Genomic DNA, 17011 nt, shown 5'->3' with positions numbered 1-17011 from the left:
GATTTAATAGGTTCCAAACGTCTTGCTCATATCCACCGACCCGATCTCCTTGACCGTTTTCTGAGCGGAAGAATGTGTGATCCGTTCCTGCAGCATTTCGTAATACAGCTCTTCGTTAAGAGGCAGATCAACCCAATTGTCGGTCCAGGTGGACAGATGCATGGCATTGGACAGCGTCAATCCATGAATTCCCTCTTCACCCGGGGCAATCAATGGCGTTCCATGCAAAATAGCATCCGCAAAGTTCTGGATAATGCCGCTATGCTGCGGATTATCCCCCGAGATCGGCACCTCGCATTTCCAGCATTCCGGTTCGCCGAAGCCCCCGGTATACTCTCGATTGAATTCCGGCTCTGGCACACGGAGGCGCCAGAAGGTGAGCTTGCCGTCCTCGATAACAATTTTTCCGCAGTCTCCCGTCACTTCATATCGGTTAGTGCCCGGGGCTTCACCCGTTGTCGTAATAAAGACGGCCGTAGCACCATTCTCGTATTCCGCATAAGCCGTCACGTCATCTTCGACTTCGATGTTCCGGTATTTACCGAAAGCGCAAAATGCACGAATTCTCTTTGGCATCATGCCGGTCGTCCACTGCCAGAGGTCCAGCTGATGCGGGGACTGGTTAATCAGCACCCCTCCGCCTTCTCCTGCCCAGGTAGCTCGCCATCCGCCTGAATCATAATAGCTCTGGGACCGGTACCAATTCGTTACGATCCAGTTCATCCTCCGGACTTCGCCGAGTTCGCCGTCGGCAATAAGCTCTCTCAGCTTCTTATATAGCGGATTACAGCGCTGGTTGTACATAATTGAGAACACTTTGTCACTGGCTTCTGCCGCGCGATTCATTTCCCGTACCTGCTTCGTGTAAACGCCTGCCGGTTTCTCGATCAGGACATGGAGTCCATGATTCAGGCACTCGATCGCCACTTGAGGATGGGCATAATGGGGCGTAGCAATAATTACCGCATCTATCTCCCCCGATGAGATCATAGCGTCCGTATCACTCCAAATTTTTACGTCCGAAGGCAGCGTTGCCCTCGCTTCTTCCTGCTTGGCTGGATTCAGATCGCATATAGCGCTAAGCCGCGCGCCTTTGATCCGCCCGGACGCCAGCGATCTGGCATGCGAAAAACCCATCCCCAGTCCGATTACCCCTACTCTTACCTGTTCCATATCTATAGCCTCCTTCAAAAGTGACCTACGCGTTTTGTTTCTGATCTGACCACAACTTCATCTGCTCGGCAAAACGAACAAGCAATTCCCTGGACTGGAACGTTCCGCTAAAATCCTCGATCCCGTAATAGCCTTCGTAACCAACCGACTGCAGATCCTGTATAACCTGCTTCCATGGCACGGCCCCCTGGGCAAGCGGGACCCATTCCCCAGACCACGTCGCCGAGGTGCCATCCTCGGAAGGCGTTTTGCGGTAGCCTCCGTTTTTCACATGGACATGAGCCAGGAAGGGACCAAGAAGCTCCAAGCCCATCCGGTAGTTCTCGTAACCTTCATGGACCATGTTGCCCGGATCATACAGCACGCCGATATGCTGCGGGTTGAATTGAGATACAAGCCGGTGCGTCAATCCCGCGCTCGGAGTGATCGTAAGATGATGTGTTTCCACTACTCCCTTGACCCCGTATGCCGCAGCGAGATCCTGTACCTCATGCAGATAACGGACCGCCTGATCGTACAGTTCATTGTAATTTCGCTTACGGTCATATCCCGGAATACCCACGCGAATAAATGAGGCTCCGATCAGCTTGGCCGCTTGCATGACCTTCTCCGTTGCTTCCACGTCGCCGCATGTCAGATAAGGGACGACCGCAAGACTCCGCCGGCCATGCTTGTCGGCTGCTTGCTGAAACCTGAGCCAATCCTCCTGCGTGCCGTTTGGATCCATGGAGCAGCGATTATGCCGCCAGAAGGAGGGCTTCTCCCCCGCAGCTTCTTCCGGAATCTCCTTGAAACGCCATTCGATTCCTTCAATACCGGCATCCGCCGCGGCTTTTGCCAACTCCTCAGGCTGTAAGTCAGGAGTTGCGACTGTAAATACGGACAGTTTCATGCTCATTCATCCTCTCCCAATAGATTAGCTTATGCATCATTTGATCATCATTGAACTCAAATACGGTCATTCAGAGCACATTGGATGCATAGAAACATCTCTTGAGATAGCGCTCTCATTTCTGTTCATCCTATCTACCCCTCATCGTAGCACAGTCCCGGAAGCAAACCCATATCCCTGCTACCGAACCTTAACTACAGTCAAATAAAGCGGAAAAGAAATGTCTTTGAATATAATGAATCCATGCATAACGAAAAAAGAAGCACTTTCTTTCGTCGCTACAGACGAGAGAAGTGCTTCTCATAAAAGGATTTTTTCGTTTATTTTACGGCAACGTAGAACAGCCGGGATGCATCCTGGCCCGCTTCCATCCACTCAAAATCGGCATAACATTTCACATCCCGGAATCCGGCCTTAATCAGCTCGACCTTCATCCATTCGGGGTCATATCCCCGCTGCACATGCGTTTCCTCAAAGCGACGGTAGACCGTAGGGTCTTGGCCGTCACGTGCAAAGATGGAGAGATGATGCTCAATCTCCATCCGTCGTTCATCCAGGTCGCATGTCCAAATGTAGGACACTTCCCGTTCGTCCAGCACAAAGGGCTGTTCTTCGTCGTATCGAAGCAGTGTGTTCGGGTGATGCACATCAAACAGGAACGTGCCGCCTTCCTTGAGACCGTTGTAGGTCCTTGTAAATGCGGAGCGGATGTCCTTTTCCTCCAGCAGGTAGTTCACACAATCACAAAATGAAATGACGGAATCCACCTGCTCGGGCAGCTCCCACGAACGCATGTCTTGTTGTACCCAGCGGACGCTGCCTTCCCGGAACAATCGATGCCCCTGGGGTGTACCCTCCAGCTTGCGTCTAGCAACTGAGAGCATATCCGCCGACAGATCAATTCCTGTTACCTCGAAACCGGAGTTCACGAGCGGAATGGTAATGCTGCCTGTCCCGCACCCGAGCTCAACGACGCTTTTTGGCATTCCGTGCTTATCCCAGGCGGTTCTCGCAAAACGAATCCAATCTGGGTACGGCATGTCTTCCATGAGTTGATCATATACGTAAGCAAACTTGCGGTAAGACAACATGATGACACCACTTTCCTTAGAAGCTTCCCCTACCTTGCCGGGTTATTCGTTTGATCCGGAGTTCTCCTCTTGATTGACCATATACGTCCAGCTGTCCTTTTGCGTAACCAAACCGTCCTTCATCAGCTTGCCAAGCGCGCGTTTAAAGGCGGATTTGCTAATGCCGAACCGCTGCTTAATGATGTCGGGCGGCGTTTCATCCGAATACGGCATCCCATGGCCCGGACGCTCCTTCAGAAAAGCAAGCAGCCGGTCTGCATCATCCGTCCGGCCGATCTCTTTTTGCGGAACCATGGACAGGTTGACCCTGCCATCTTCCCGAATATGGCTGACCCGGACCTTCACCTCTTCACCAAGCCGCAGCATACGCGTCCGTTCCGAGGAATGGATCATACCGATCGCGCCGAAACCGATCACACCGCCATCGATGATGACAAACGTGCCCATCTGGAGCGGCTTGTACACCAGAGCAGTGAACCATTGGCCCTTCCACGATTCAGGCGCATGGAACGCAAGCGGAGCAAGCTCTTGTTCTCCGGCGAGTTTCGCGCGAAGTCGTCCTTGCTTATCATGCTCCATGATGACAAACACATGATCTCCCACTTGGGGGTGAAGCTCCCGCAACTCCGGCAATTCTCGGATTGGAAGCAGAAGTTGTCGGCCAAGCCCCATCTCGAGGAAACAGCCAAGGCGCGGATGGACGTCCGCCACCTCAAGCTTAGCGGTTTCACCCAACGTAAGGTAAGGCTTCTTCATCGTAGCGGCCAGGCGGTCTTCCGTATCAAAGAATATAAAGACCTCTACCGTATCCCCCGGCTCAATCTTACCCGTGAGCTCCGAATAATGAAGAAGCACATCCCGATCTCCGCCATCCAGAAAATAACCATAAGGGGACACTTCTCTGGAAACGACGAGTTTCGTTAATGTGCCGGCAATCAGACTCATACGTTCTCCACCACTTTAGCATCTGACCACAGTCGTTCGATGTTGTAATATTCGCGCTCATCGCGATGGAAGATATGAACGATCACGTCTCCGAGATCCATCAGCACCCAGCGGGCTGCATCCATTCCCTCCAGTCCGCGCAAAGCCACTCCTGCATCATGAGCCTGTTTACGAATTTCGGTTGCGATCGCTTGCACTTGTGTATCCGAGTTACCATGGCAAATGACAAAATAGTCTGCGATCAGGGAGATTCCTCTAAGATCCAGAACCACGATATCCATCGCTTTTTTATCTTCTGCGGCAGTCACTGCCACATTTAATAATTCATTCGGTTTCAACGTCATGAATTCGCCTCCAATTGCTTAATTAGATCGTTGCGGGCTAGTACCGTCAACGGAAAAATGATTTGTCTGCGCGAAAGCAGATGTCCGATCGTCGAATCAAAACCGGCTGCAAGCGCCTCTTCAAGGCTATGGTTGGCCAGTTCGCGAATATTATTCACGCCGGGGAAATCCCGTCCCGGCTCCATATAATCCGCAAGACAGACCACCTTGTCAAGCAGCGTCATGCCTATGCGCCCCGACGTATGGTAGCGGATGGCGTCAAGCACCTCAGCATCCGTCACGCCATACTCTTGCTCCGCTACGAATGCGCCTACCTCAGCATGCCAAAGCTGCTTGTCGTAATGGAGCAGCTCTTCGGAGAGCGCATGCTCCACCATCATTTGATGAAGCTTTTGCACGGGCCAGTATTTGGCCACATCATGCAGGATGGCAGCCAATTCCGCCTTAACCGGATCGGCCCCGAACCTCTTTGCAAGGATGACCGCGGTTTCCATTACGCCTTTTGTGTGATCCCAGCGCTTGGCCGGCATCTGGGAGGATACCGCTTCAATGAGTTCATCACGGCTGTACTCCATAAATACCGCTCCTAACAATATAATCGTATACACGGTCCGGCACCATATAACGGATGGACGAACCTGATGCGGCTCTGCTCCGAATCATGGTGGAGGATATTTCGATCAACGGCATCTCCGCTGTCACTACCACCTTTTGCAGGAAATCAGGCAGATCATCCACCGATAGCTTGGATCCGGGACGGTTAAGCCCAATAAACGTCAGCATGTCCGCCAGCTCCCCGATCCGATTCCACTTGGGGAGATACGCTACCATATCCGCTCCGATAATGAACGAGAAATCATGCTCGGGATACGTATCCCGCAGTTCTCTAACCGTGTCTACCGTATAGGATACGCCGCCGCGCTTCACTTCCCAATCCAATGTACGAAAAGATGGATGGTCGGCTACTGCCTCAGCGGTCATCTCCAGCCTCATCAGACCGGTTACGCCAGCATCTTCCTTGTGCGGGGGGATATGGCTTGGCATAAACCATACTTCTTCCAGATCGTAAGCGTCCCGCGCGCACTCGGCTGCTAGCATATGCCCGATATGAATGGGATCGAAGGTTCCGCCCATTATCCCTACCTTCATTCGGGTTCACCTCCCCTAATAAGAGAGTTATTCTATATCCGCTAAACTGGAGCTATTAGGGCTCCCTTACGGCAATTCGATGGTTTTGTGGTCTTTCGATTCTTTATAAAGCACAATCGTCTTGCCGATAACCTGTACCAGTTCGGCTCCGGCACCTTCAGCAAGCTCCTCGGCGATTTCGCGCGGGTCTTCAAGACAGTTGTTGAGAACGGATACTTTCATGAGTTCCCGTTTCTCAATCGCCTCGGAAATATGCCGGATCAGATGCTCGTTGCTGCCTCCCTTGCCTACCTGGAACAGCGGATCCAGATGATGCGCAAGCGAACGTAAATGTCGTTTTTGCTTTCCTGTTAACATGCTTGGTCATTACTCCTTAAATATTCAATTATTAAAGCTTGCTGCTTATCGAAAGCTATATTGTAGCTTTTGCATAAGCATTAATCAATAAACAAGATATTAAACCTCGACTTAGAAGCTGGTCAGAACCGCTTCCTTCATCGCCTGTACAGGCGCCGTCAGACCTGTCCAATACTCGAATGCATACGCCCCTTGGTTGATGAACATCCCAAGTCCGCCATGCACCGTGCATTGCCGAAGCTCACTTACCCGTAACAGCTCGGTCTTCAACGGATTATAGATCAGATCGCTGACAACGATCCCTTCCGGTATATACTCCATTGGAATGGGAAGCTCGGAAACCCGGGGAAACATGCCCACCGAAGTGGTGTTGATCACAACATCGGCATCCGACAACGCCTCTCTGGCATGATCCTCTCCGTATCCCCTCAAGTCGGCAAGCGAGCTCCACTCCTCGGCCAACGCCAGCGCTTTGGCGGATGTCCGATTCACAATGGATATCTTCTCAGGCCCTTCTCCGGTAAGGGCATAGATGATCCCCCTGGCCGCTCCGCCAGCGCCGATGACGACGATGCGCTTCCCCTTAAGATCGGGACAGGCTTCATCCTTTAATGAACGAACATATCCGATCCCATCCGTATTATAACCCGTCAATTGGCCATTGTCGTTGACGATGGTATTCACGGCACCGATGCGCCGCGCCCCCTCATCGACGACATCCAGATATTTCATAACCTCCACCTTGTGCGGGATCGTTACGTTCACCCCTCGGAATCCCAGCGCTTTGACTGCCTGGATGGCGTCACTAAGCCCTTCCGGACGTATATGAAGAGGCACATAGGCCCCTGACAATCCCAGGACGGTGATCGCCGCATGATGCATGGCCGGTGATTTCGAGTGACCGATCGGGTCCCCCATTACGCCAAGGAGCAAATAATCACGCTCGATCATTGGATTCACTTTCATTTCTCCCCTATCTCTCCCATGATAAACCGGACGGTATACCAGAGCGATTCATCAATTATATCAAGGATGGACGCGACAGAACTTTGATTCCTTTAGGGACATGAACCGCAACAAGCGCTCCTTGTTCACCATTGATCTTGATCCAGCCGAGCCCTGAGATAAACACGTCTTGGCGGGTTCCCTTAGGAATACGGATTTCATGTCTTGTCCATTCCGGTAGTTCTTCAATCCGTTCTTTGGTCGGCGGTGAGAGCAGCTCTCCGGCATGCTCAGCAAATAACGAATCCGCTCGCTCCAGTTTGGTCCGATGAATCCCTAATCTGCCGCTAATAAAGCAAGTAAAGGATTGGTGCTCTCCTTGGAGAAAATCAAAACGGCCGAAACCTCCGAAGAATAGCGTCTGTCCTTCGTTCAACTGGTAAACCATCGGCTTCAGCGGATTTTCCGGCATAACCGTCCCCAAATCCTCACGGCTCACAAGCTCGCTGTAGCGCCAAGGGTACACGATGCCCGGCGTATCAATAATATATCGGCCGTCGTCCAGTGGAATATTGACCATATCCAGCGTCGTTCCCGGATAACGGGAAACGGTCAGCTCCTGATCTAAATCGCTGTAGTCGCGGATCAGGCGATTGATCAAGCTGGATTTACCCACATTCGTGGCGCCAACCACGTAGACGTCCCGGTCGCCTCGGTAATGCGCTACCGTCTCCAGCAACCGCTCAAAGCCTTGATTCTTCTTCGCGCTGCAGAGCACGATGTCTTCGGTTCTCAGGCCATGCTCCTTGCACTGCTTCTGTACCCAATTGAGAACCTTGTTCCAATTGGTGACCTTCGGCAGAAGATCCGTCTTGTTAACGGCCAGAATAACCGGATTGTTGCCGACAAACCGCTGCAGCCCCGAAATAAGGCTGCCTTCAAAATCGAAGAGATCCACGATATGAATGACAAGCGCGTTCTTGCCGCCGATCTGTCCCAGCAGCCGTAAAAACTCATCCTGGTCTACGGCAACCGAGGACGCTTCATTATAATTCTTTATCCGGAAACATCGTTGGCAAATAACCGGATCGCGGTCCCAAGCCTTTTCCGGCAAATAGCCCGGCTTGTCCTGTGCTGCACTCTGAAGCTGTATGCCGCAGCCGCTGCACTTCTTGATGTCTTCTCCGCCAGTAGGCAACGTCATGATTTCGGTTCCTCCTCCATCCATAATCCTTTTTTGCGCAAACGGGTCAATGCGATGCGCTCCACCCGGCGATTGACCAGGCGCGTAAACCATCCCTCATCGTTGATGGCGATAGGCATAACCAGTACCGTATACAGACCCAGCCGATTCCCGCCATATACGTCGGTCAGCATCTGGTCGCCGACAACTACCGTTTTCTCCGGCGTAAGATCCATCATCTTGATCGCTTTGCGAAACGGGGTATTGCTTGGTTTACGGGCTTCATGCACATACTGGATATCCAGCGGCGTCGCAAATTTAGACACGCGTTCCAGCTGGTTATTGGAGACGATGATGAGCTGGAAACCGATCTCCTTCACCCTTTTGAACCAAACAACCAGTTCCGGCGTGGCAACCGGTGCCTTCGCCCCTACAAGAGTATTATCCAAATCGGTAATGATCCCCCGATACCCCTGCTCATATAATTCCTCTAGGTTAATATCAAAAACCGTATTGACACGGAGCTTTGGAATTAACATTTCAAACAAGTTCGTCACCTCAATTTCATACGAAAAACTATACCATATTCCGGTTCCTTAGTAAAAATAATCACGAGCCTTTTTCTTCCCTTATACCGTACCGCTGACTTTACTAGCAAAAGACCACCCGGCGGCTAATTGGAAGCAGATCGGGCGGTCTTGAAATGACCGGATATCAGAACGTATTCATATCGAGTTATCCTGATACACGCAACAACAACCACCCATCACGCGAATCTGTCTTCTTGGATTAGGTTGATAGACGTTTCTCGGATACAATGCGGACCTTCTTGATGGACTTCTTCAGCTTCTGAGCATCATGTTGGACTGAGCGCCATTGCTCCTCCTTCACTTCAGCCGGACTGTACCGAGCCGCTTCAAATTGCTGCAGCAGCGGTCTCAGCTCCGCTCCAAGCTCAGGGTGTGCACTTACCCAGCGGCCAACCGATTCACGGAGAGTTTCATGTTCCTGCCTCACTAAGCCTCGGCGCTGCACGGAACGAATCCATCGTTCGGTTTCGGCGATGACTTTATCCGCTGCCGTCAGCGGCTTGCCCGCCCGAATGCGTGCCCCGGCAAAACGCAGGCTGATGCGCATTCTCCACACGATGTACAGAATCCACAATACGATAACAACCACGGCTGCCGTGACAACAACTTTAACCCAGACAGGTTGCTGATGATCAGAGGCTGCGGCTGGCGTATCCTTGTCCTCTGCCTTCTCTTCTTCTTCAACTTCTTCCTCAATGACAGGCTTAGCGTCTGTGTCGGCCGTCAAAATCGGCATGCTGAAGCCCGGTGTTGCTTCAATCGGAACCCAGCCGTACTCACCGAAGTATACTTCAACCCAGGAATGAGCGTCAGCATTCGTAACGGTATAGTTTCCGGGCTCAATCGTGGTCTGACCATCGGCCGGAACGTACTCCGAAGCCGTCATTCTTCCCGGCGCGTAGCCTTTGACCCAGCGCGCGGGGATATCCAGCGACCGTGTCATCATCACCAAGGATGTAGAGAAATAATCACAATACCCTTCCTGGATTTCAAACAGAAACGCATCCACAAAATCATCGCTCTTCTTGCGCGTAAGATTCGGCGTGTTGGTATAAGTAAAGTTGCTCGTTAAATATTGTTGCAAGAGCATGACCTTCTCATACGGCGTATCTCCGTCCGCGGTAATTTCTTCGGCCAGATCGGAAACGCGGTCAGGAAAGTTTCTCGGCATCTGGATATAAGCATCGTCAATCGAGCTGGAATATAGTTCATCATAAGTCCTGGTGCTCAGCTCATCGATTGGAATCACCGGCACTTGCGACGTTAATGTATAACTCTTCGGGTAGTCAGCATTACGAACGTCGTCCAGATGCATCTCCGCGCCTTCGGTCACCCAGCTGAGCCGATCCGGATCGATATCCTCATCCAAATTCTCCAACTGACGAACAGTGTAGGCACCGAACAATACCGGATACACCGTATCACTCAGCATCGTTACCGATTGCTCCAGCGTTTTGGTAGGTACGGATGCGCTGGCTTCTCCCGGCAATTCCTCACCGATGCCCACGCCCGTACCGGAACGCCGGCTGCTGGCTCCGTCCGCCCAACCCGTTCCCGAGTATACGGCTCTGGTCTCCCCTCGCCAATAGCTGCGTTCATCCGAGGTAATCGACATCACCGGTGAATAGTCAAAATTAAAACCGCCGCCAAGGTCATTATCCTCCCGTCCATACCCGGACATGCTTTCAGACGGTGACTCGATAAGGGTTCCGGTCCCGGTTGTACTGCTGCCGGATAACGGCACTCCGTTCCACTCTCTCCACGCCGTGTAAGGATCGGTTAATGTCGGCTTCACATGCGGCATATTCACGCCGGCCACAATGATCAAAGAGAAGATGACCAGAATGTTGGCGATAATCTTAAACGGATATTTCGATAAATTGACCCAACCCTGCGGAAAACGCCTGCGGAACCGGTTAAAATGGCTGGATACGAGCCAGCCCATCCCTGCTCCGACCACCCAGGCGATCTCATCCCACAGCACGATTTTCGTAAAGGAATCCAGCACGGCAAAACCGATGACGTTGATCCCGACTGCAAAAAGCACGCGCCCCTTGGTTTTGGCCCACCGCGTAAGGAACAGGAAAGCGGCCCATGCGGCGATAGCAAACCACAAATAAGGAAAAAGATACATGATTTCCTCGGTCAGAACGCCTTCAGCTCCGAAGGCGGGAACCGGATTACCGTAAGTTTTCAGCAAACTGTACACACAATACAAGATCAAAACAAACTGGATAAGCACCCGGTAACCTTGCTTGATCGGCAGTAGCGCTTCGGTAACCGCCGTAATGGTTAATGCTGCGATAACCATGGCTGTCGTTTCCGAGAGCCATATCGTCTCCGTAAAGGAGACCCACTGCATCCCGATGATCCAGATCCATAGCATCGTTAAGGTACTAAAGAAGGTAGTAGATAGTTTGTCCAGCCATAACTTCATCATGCACCACCTCCCAGCGCAGCCGGAAGCTCATCAAGGGAAGAAACCGAATAGCTTGAAATCCCCCGGGATTGCAGAAGCGATACGGATTCATCGCGTTTTTTCGTTTCATTGGAATTGTTTATTTGCAAGAAGCAAGGGTTCATTCCCCTGGTTTCTACCCAGCGCATGATCTCTGAAGCGTCCTTGCCGCTCATCGGGCTGATCAGCAGGAACAGGGCTCCTTTTGGAAAATGGCGATAGGATTTCTCCAGGGAAGCAATCAATTTGGTTTTGCGGTTATAATCCACGTCAACCAAATGCTGAATCATGCGCATCCGCTCTCCGGCGTGATCGGTGGGAGCGAATATTTGAGCTTCTCGGGTAGCCGTGAACAAGCCTGTACCCGCATGCTCCTTGGCCCCATACTCGATCAGCGATGCGGCGGCCGATACGGCGAGCTCGAATTGCTGGGCATGATCATATCCGTCCGCAGTGCAGTCCAGCACGATCATCGTTCTGGGAAACGATTCATGCTCAAATTCCTTCGACTTCCACGAGCCCGTCTTCGCCGTTGCATTCCAGTGAATCCGGGAGATACGGTCGCCATATACATAATCGCGAACTCCGTTAATCTGCGTTGTTTCCCGTCTTGAAGCCGAAACCGTGGTATGCGTACCGCCCAATCTTGAATTCCGTATGTTTCGCTGCCATTTAGGAATATATATAGTTCTTGGCAGGACGCGGAAATCGGTCTGAACTTCAATCCGTCCCTTGTGCTCCATTAATCCGAAAATATCCTCGCTAATACATTCCGTCTTTGAAAAAGCGTACCGCCCCCGTTCAAGCGGAGGGGTCTGAAATACAAGTTTGCCCGCTCCGCGGAGGTTCGGAATGACGCTATCTTCAAAAGACCAGGAGTCGCCGTTGTGCCTTTGCAATACTTCACGCACGATCATATAGGGCATCGGAAGCAATCCCGGAACATGGACCTCCAACTTCACGCGAACCTGTTCACCGGCGTGAAGAAGTTCTCCTTCTTGCTCCGATCGTCCCAGCACTCTTCGCTGGGCTTTCACACGATTGACCCCACCAAAGCCTGCACCGATCAAATAGATCGTCAGAAGGCTGACCATGGAGAAAAGCATGAGCGAGGTTTTGCCCCCCTGAAATAATACATACAAAAGACATAGGCACCATACCGCCAATACCGCTGCCAGTCTAGACGGCTGCATGCCATTCAAAAATAACGAAACAGCGCGGCGCATGCCTATCTCCCCATCTGAACAGGCACTTTGACCTGACGCAGTATAAACTCGAGCACCGATTCGGGACTCGCATTGTCGAGCCTGGCTTCCGGACGCAGCATGATCCGGTGCGAAAGTACGTATGGAGCCAACGTCTTCACATCATCTGGCAGAACGTAATCCCTCTCTTGCAAGAAGGCATAAGCTTTAACAGCATTCATGAATGACAGCGTTGCCCGGGGACTTGCGCCCAGCATAACGGAAGGGTGCTCGCGGGTCGACCGGGTAATATTCAGCAAGTAATCGGCGACGGGGTCACCGATGAATACCTCGCGAATCTCACGTTGAATAGCCGAAATGGTATCCATATGCGTCACCGGCTGAAGCTTGTCCGCCAGTTGTCCGTCCCGCGAACGGTACATCAACTGCTTCTCCGTAGCAGCATCAGGGTAACCCAGGCTCAGCTTCAGCATAAACCGGTCCAGCTGTGCTTCCGGGAGCATATAGGTGCCTTCAAAATCGATCGGGTTCTGGGTCGCGCACAGCATGAAGGGATGCGGAAGCTCGTGGGTAGCTCCATCCACTGTTACGCTGCGCTCCTCCATTACCTCAAGCAGGGCCGATTGCGTCTTGGTTGTCGCTCGATTGATTTCATCCGCCAGCAAAATGTTGGTCATGACTGGGCCAGGACGGAAGTAAAACATTTCGTCTCTCGGGTGGAATACCGAAACGCCCGTTATATCACTCGGGAGAATATCCGGGTTACACTGAATGCGGCGGTAGTCTCCCTGCATGGATTTCGCTAATGCTTTGATCAGTTGGGTCTTTCCTGTGCCGGGCACATCCTCGATCAGTACATGTCCGCCAGCGAGCAGCGCCGTAAGGAGCAATTGGATCTCAAATTCTTTGCCTAATAGGCACGACTCCAGATTGGTTCGCACCGAGGTAATGATTTTCATGGATTCTTGGCTTACGGGCATGTATGACTAACCTCCTGTAAGGGAATAAATACTTATTTTAGTACTATTGTACATGATCGAGGTCCCGGAGTACATTCGAAGAGATATTTTGCCTATTCGCCTTCTTATCGTCCCTATAAACAGGAAAAGACCCCGGCATGATGCCTGGGTCCTCTCCTTCTTGATGATTTTAGTTTTATCCCTTCGGACGAACAAACAGAGCGGCCAGGAACGAGAAAATGATGGCCGAGGATATCCCTGCACTGGTGACTTCGAATATCCCCGTCACGACCCCGATCCAGCCGTCCCTCCCCAGCTCCGTCAAGGCGCCGTGCACAAGCGAATTACCAAAGCTGGTGATCGGCACCGAGGCTCCCGCTCCCGCGAATTTGACCAGCGGCTCATACAATCCGAACCCGTCGGCGATGGCTCCGGCGACCACTAACGTACTCATCGTATGTGCCGGTGTCAATTTAATAACGTCCATCATAATTTGCCCAATGACGCAAATCAGACCGCCAATAATAAACGCCCATAAAAACTGCATTGCGTTATCCTCCCATCTCTAAAGCTACAGCGTGAGCGATGCACGGAATGCTCTCACCCTGCTGGTAAGAAAGAGGCGAAAGCAAGGCTCCGGTAGCAACGACCAGCACCTTTTTCAATTCGCCTTTAAGCATCCGTTTCAAAATATGGCCATAAGTGACAACAGCCGAGCAGCCGCAGCCGCTGCCCCCTGCATTGACGTATTTCTGCTTTTCCATGTCGTAGATCATTAAGCCGCAATCGGCAAATACCGTGCCGTCCATGATGACATCATTCTGTTTCAAGAGATCCTTGGCGATCGGAAGTCCAACCGAGGCCAGGTCACCGGTCACGATCAGGTCATAATCCTTCGCTTGCCGGCCTGTGTCTTTAAAGTGCTGGGTTATTGTATCGGCTGCCGCCGGAGCCATCGCCGTCCCCATATTGAACGGGTCCTTGATGCCCAGATCGACCACCTTGCCAATAGTGGCATACGTGACAGCAGGACCGTCTCCCTTGTCCGAAATGACGGAGCAGCCTGCTCCCGTTATCGTATATTGTGCATACGGCGGTTTCTGCGATCCGTACTCCGTAGGATAACGAAACTGCTTCTCGACCGTACAGTTATGGCTTGCTGTACCGGCCATGACATACTTGGCCCCTCCTGAATCCACGAGCATGGAGGCCACCGCGAGGCTCTCCATTGAAGTAGAGCAGGCACCGAATACGCCGATGTAAGGCACACCCAACTGTCTTGCAGCAAAGGAACTGCTGATGATCTGGTTCATCAAGTCCCCGCCCACAAAAAACTGCAGCTGGTCTTCCTTGATGCCAGCCTTTTCGACCGCCTTACTTGAAGCATCCTCCAGCAGTTTTCGCTCCGCCTTTTCCCATGTTTTTTCGTTGATCTCAATATTGTCGTAGACATAGTCGAAATCATCGGCGAGTGGCCCTTCGCCTTCCTCAGGTCCTACAATCGTCCCCGTGCCGATAATGACGGGTTTGTTCTCGAACTGCCAGGTTTGGCCGATCACCTTCATCTCTCGTTACCTCCCCTCGATGCCAAAAATAGCGTAAATGATACCGATGATAAACGCAGCGACGGTACCAAATACAATGACTGATCCTGCCAGCTTAAACATGCTGGCCCCGACCCCCAGTACCAAACCCTCCGCGCGGTGCTCGAGCGCTGCGGAGCACATGGAATTCGCAAACCCCGTAACCGGCACGGCGCTGCCTGCTCCCGCCCATTGCGCGATTTTGTCATACACGCCGAAGCTGGTCAGAATGACGGAGAGTATAATCAGCACGGCTACCGTCGGATTGCTCGCTTCGGTGGTGCTCATGTCGAATACGGACATAAAAAACTTCTGAATGCATTGGCCGATCAAACAGATGAGACCTCCCACCAAAAACGCACGCAGGCAATTTTTAAGTATGGGGCGGGGAGGTTCATGCTTTTTGGCAATCGCCTGATATTCCCCTGAGCTCATTGTGGTGATATCAGACTTAGGCTTTTGGTTAGAGCCTGACATTTCAATACACCTCCGCTTTTATTTAAGTATGGAATCCTCTATAAACGCTAAAGAGCCACTATGGATATCACTCGATATCATTATGCTTTGATTGAACTCCCTTTATGTTTGGAAAATCATCCTTCTTACTTGCAATCACAGCTTGTCCTAACGTCAAGATTTCCCCACACGAAAATCAGCCTCCAGGAGTATCCCTGAAAGCTGAAATAAGATTCGCCTGCCATCATTGCTGGAGCCGGTCATTATATAAGAATGTATTTCAGCAAAATGACGAGGAGGATGAACAGAACCATAATGAGCAGAAGTTCTCTGACTTCGGCATGATAGACGTTTACCTCAATCCCATGGTGCTTCATACTCTGCTCCTTCCCTCGGACAACAAAAATTCCACTTCGTTTCAACATCGTATTCCTTTCCCGGATGCAGGGTGCTTGTTCCATTTGCTTTTAAATCACGTAGCCTTAGCGGCACGGGTTTGTAGACTTTTCAGATATATAGGGGCATACTAGAAAAGGAAAAACTCTTACATACCTTTTCTAAAGGAGCGATTTCGTAATGAATGAATCAACACTGGAATTATTTCGTACTTTGACGGAATTCCCGGCTGCACCGGGCTTTGAGAGGGAACTTCGTTCCTGGTTGAAGAATACCCTCTCTCCATATACAGATGAGTTCGTGCAGGATCGGCTGGGCAGTCTGTTCGCCGTTCTTCGCGGTAACGATGAAGGTCCAAAAGTCATGGTGGCCGGTCACATGGATGAAGTCGGATTCATGGTAACCGGCATTACCGAAGCGGGTATGGTCCGTTTCCAGCCGCTCGGCGGCTGGTGGAGTCAGGCCGTGCTTGCTCAGCGCCTGCAAATTATTACAGACAACTGTCCTGTCGTCGGGGTTGTCGGCTCCATCCCTACACACCTGCTGGATGAAGCGCAGCGCAGCAAGCCGGTCGACATCAAGACCATGTATATCGATATCGGTGCCGACAACAAGGCGGAAGCCGAAGCGTTCGGCATTCGTCCCGGATTGCAGGTGGTTCCGATCTGTGAATTTACGCCGCTCGCCAATCCGAAAAAAATCATGGCCAAAGCATGGGATAACCGCTATGGCGTCGGCCTGGCGATCGAGCTAGTCCAGGCGCTCCATGGCGAGAAGCTGCCTAACACCGTTTACGCCGGTGCAACCGTCCAGGAAGAGCTCGGACTGCGTGGAGCACGTACTTCGGCCAACCTGATTCAACCGGATATTTTCTTCGGATTGGATGCCAGCGCAGCGAACGACATGATGGGGGACAAGAGCCAGTTCGGCCAATTGGGCCAAGGCGCACTGCTTCGCATCTTCGATCCGACGATGCTGACTCACCGCGGAATGGTAGAATACGTTCAAGATACGGCGGAGACCAACAAAATCAAATACCAATACTTTGTCTCACCGGGCGGCACGGACGCAGGCCAAGTGCATCTTAGCGGCATCGGCGTTCCGTCCACCATCATCGGGATTTGCTCCCGCTATATTCACACATCTTCGTCCATCATCCACACGGACGACTATGAAGCTGCTAAAGAACTTCTGATCAAGCTCGTAAAAGGTTTGGATCGCACGACACTCCAGACGATTCTGGACCGGGCGTAAGCTAATAAGGAAAGAAAAGGGTACCCTGCAG

19 protein-coding genes are annotated in these 17011 nt (G+C 51.8%); 1 reads left to right on the top strand and 18 read right to left on the bottom strand.

Features of this window, described 5'->3' with window-relative positions:
* Nucleotides 1-3: 3 nt before the first annotated feature.
* From MHH48_RS09340 to MHH48_RS09255, 18 genes are all read right to left on the bottom strand, one after another.
* Complete coding sequence (locus tag MHH48_RS09340) at nucleotides 4-1173, bottom strand: Gfo/Idh/MocA family oxidoreductase (protein WP_076320553.1); 1170 nt, start codon at nucleotides 1171-1173, stop codon at nucleotides 4-6.
* A gap of 25 nt (nucleotides 1174-1198) precedes the next feature.
* A complete protein-coding gene (locus MHH48_RS09335) occupies nucleotides 1199-2065 on the bottom strand; it encodes a sugar phosphate isomerase/epimerase family protein (RefSeq protein ID WP_076321290.1) in 867 nt (288 codons plus the stop codon).
* Between the two features lie 320 nt (nucleotides 2066-2385).
* Nucleotides 2386-3156 (bottom strand): class I SAM-dependent methyltransferase, encoded by a 771-nt coding sequence (locus MHH48_RS09330; RefSeq protein WP_076320552.1) that lies wholly within the window; start codon nucleotides 3154-3156, stop codon nucleotides 2386-2388.
* A 42-nt stretch (nucleotides 3157-3198) separates the two neighbouring features.
* Nucleotides 3199-4101 carry a S1-like domain-containing RNA-binding protein gene (locus MHH48_RS09325; RefSeq protein ID WP_076320551.1) on the bottom strand — a complete coding sequence of 301 codons (903 nt, stop codon included), beginning with the start codon at nucleotides 4099-4101 and terminating at the stop codon, nucleotides 3199-3201.
* On the bottom strand, nucleotides 4098-4445 hold the full coding sequence (rsfS, locus tag MHH48_RS09320) for a ribosome silencing factor (RefSeq protein WP_071222884.1): 348 nt from the start codon (nucleotides 4443-4445) through the stop codon (nucleotides 4098-4100). Before rsfS ends, MHH48_RS09325 begins: the two co-directional genes overlap by 4 nt.
* Nucleotides 4442-5020 carry a bis(5'-nucleosyl)-tetraphosphatase (symmetrical) YqeK gene (gene yqeK, locus MHH48_RS09315; RefSeq protein ID WP_076320550.1) on the bottom strand — a complete coding sequence of 193 codons (579 nt, stop codon included), beginning with the start codon at nucleotides 5018-5020 and terminating at the stop codon, nucleotides 4442-4444. The genes rsfS and yqeK overlap by 4 nt, the downstream gene beginning before the upstream one ends.
* A complete protein-coding gene (gene nadD, locus MHH48_RS09310) occupies nucleotides 5004-5594 on the bottom strand; it encodes a nicotinate-nucleotide adenylyltransferase (RefSeq protein WP_076320549.1) in 591 nt (196 codons plus the stop codon). Before nadD ends, yqeK begins: the two co-directional genes overlap by 17 nt.
* A 66-nt stretch (nucleotides 5595-5660) precedes the next feature.
* Nucleotides 5661-5951 (bottom strand): ribosome assembly RNA-binding protein YhbY, encoded by a 291-nt coding sequence (gene yhbY / locus MHH48_RS09305; RefSeq protein WP_076320548.1) that lies wholly within the window; start codon nucleotides 5949-5951, stop codon nucleotides 5661-5663.
* 111 nt (nucleotides 5952-6062) lie between these two features.
* Nucleotides 6063-6917 (bottom strand): shikimate dehydrogenase, encoded by an 855-nt coding sequence (locus tag MHH48_RS09300; protein ID WP_076320547.1) that lies wholly within the window; start codon nucleotides 6915-6917, stop codon nucleotides 6063-6065.
* 55 nt (nucleotides 6918-6972) lie between these two features.
* A complete protein-coding gene (gene yqeH / locus MHH48_RS09295; RefSeq protein ID WP_076320546.1) occupies nucleotides 6973-8100 on the bottom strand; it encodes a ribosome biogenesis GTPase YqeH in 1128 nt (375 codons plus the stop codon).
* On the bottom strand, nucleotides 8097-8627 hold the full coding sequence (locus MHH48_RS09290) for a YqeG family HAD IIIA-type phosphatase (protein ID WP_076320545.1): 531 nt from the start codon (nucleotides 8625-8627) through the stop codon (nucleotides 8097-8099). Before MHH48_RS09290 ends, yqeH begins: the two co-directional genes overlap by 4 nt.
* Before the next feature lie 241 nt (nucleotides 8628-8868).
* Nucleotides 8869-11109 (bottom strand): transglutaminase domain-containing protein, encoded by a 2241-nt coding sequence (locus MHH48_RS09285; RefSeq protein WP_076320544.1) that lies wholly within the window; start codon nucleotides 11107-11109, stop codon nucleotides 8869-8871.
* Nucleotides 11106-12353 (bottom strand): DUF58 domain-containing protein, encoded by a 1248-nt coding sequence (locus tag MHH48_RS09280; protein ID WP_076320543.1) that lies wholly within the window; start codon nucleotides 12351-12353, stop codon nucleotides 11106-11108. Before MHH48_RS09280 ends, MHH48_RS09285 begins: the two co-directional genes overlap by 4 nt.
* 2 nt (nucleotides 12354-12355) lie before the next feature.
* Nucleotides 12356-13312, bottom strand: a complete 957-nt coding sequence (locus MHH48_RS09275; RefSeq protein WP_076320542.1) for a MoxR family ATPase — start codon at nucleotides 13310-13312, stop codon at nucleotides 12356-12358.
* Nucleotides 13313-13487: 175 nt separating this feature from the next.
* Entirely contained in the window at nucleotides 13488-13838 is a 351-nt protein-coding gene (gene spoVAE, locus MHH48_RS09270; RefSeq protein WP_015734153.1) for a stage V sporulation protein AE, read from the bottom strand.
* Nucleotides 13839-13842: 4 nt separating this feature from the next.
* The gene (gene spoVAD, locus MHH48_RS09265) at nucleotides 13843-14856 is read right to left on the bottom strand and encodes a stage V sporulation protein AD (protein ID WP_076320541.1); all 1014 of its coding nucleotides are present in this window, start codon (nucleotides 14854-14856) and stop codon (nucleotides 13843-13845) included.
* Nucleotides 14857-14862: 6 nt separating this feature from the next.
* A complete protein-coding gene (spoVAC, locus tag MHH48_RS09260; protein WP_076320540.1) occupies nucleotides 14863-15351 on the bottom strand; it encodes a stage V sporulation protein AC in 489 nt (162 codons plus the stop codon).
* Nucleotides 15352-15593: 242 nt separating this feature from the next.
* On the bottom strand, nucleotides 15594-15755 hold the full coding sequence (locus MHH48_RS09255) for a hypothetical protein (RefSeq protein ID WP_179090563.1): 162 nt from the start codon (nucleotides 15753-15755) through the stop codon (nucleotides 15594-15596).
* Between the two features lie 151 nt (nucleotides 15756-15906).
* Between MHH48_RS09255 and MHH48_RS09250 the strand changes: the two genes are divergently transcribed.
* Entirely contained in the window at nucleotides 15907-16980 is a 1074-nt protein-coding gene (locus tag MHH48_RS09250; protein ID WP_076320539.1) for a M42 family metallopeptidase, read from the top strand.
* The last annotated feature ends 31 nt before the right edge of the window (nucleotides 16981-17011 follow it).

It is taken from the genome of Paenibacillus sp. FSL F4-0100 (genome assembly GCF_037993005.1).
Classification (GTDB): Bacteria; Bacillota; Bacilli; order Paenibacillales; family Paenibacillaceae; genus Paenibacillus_AQ.
This window is presented reverse-complemented; position numbering and strand designations above follow the sequence as displayed.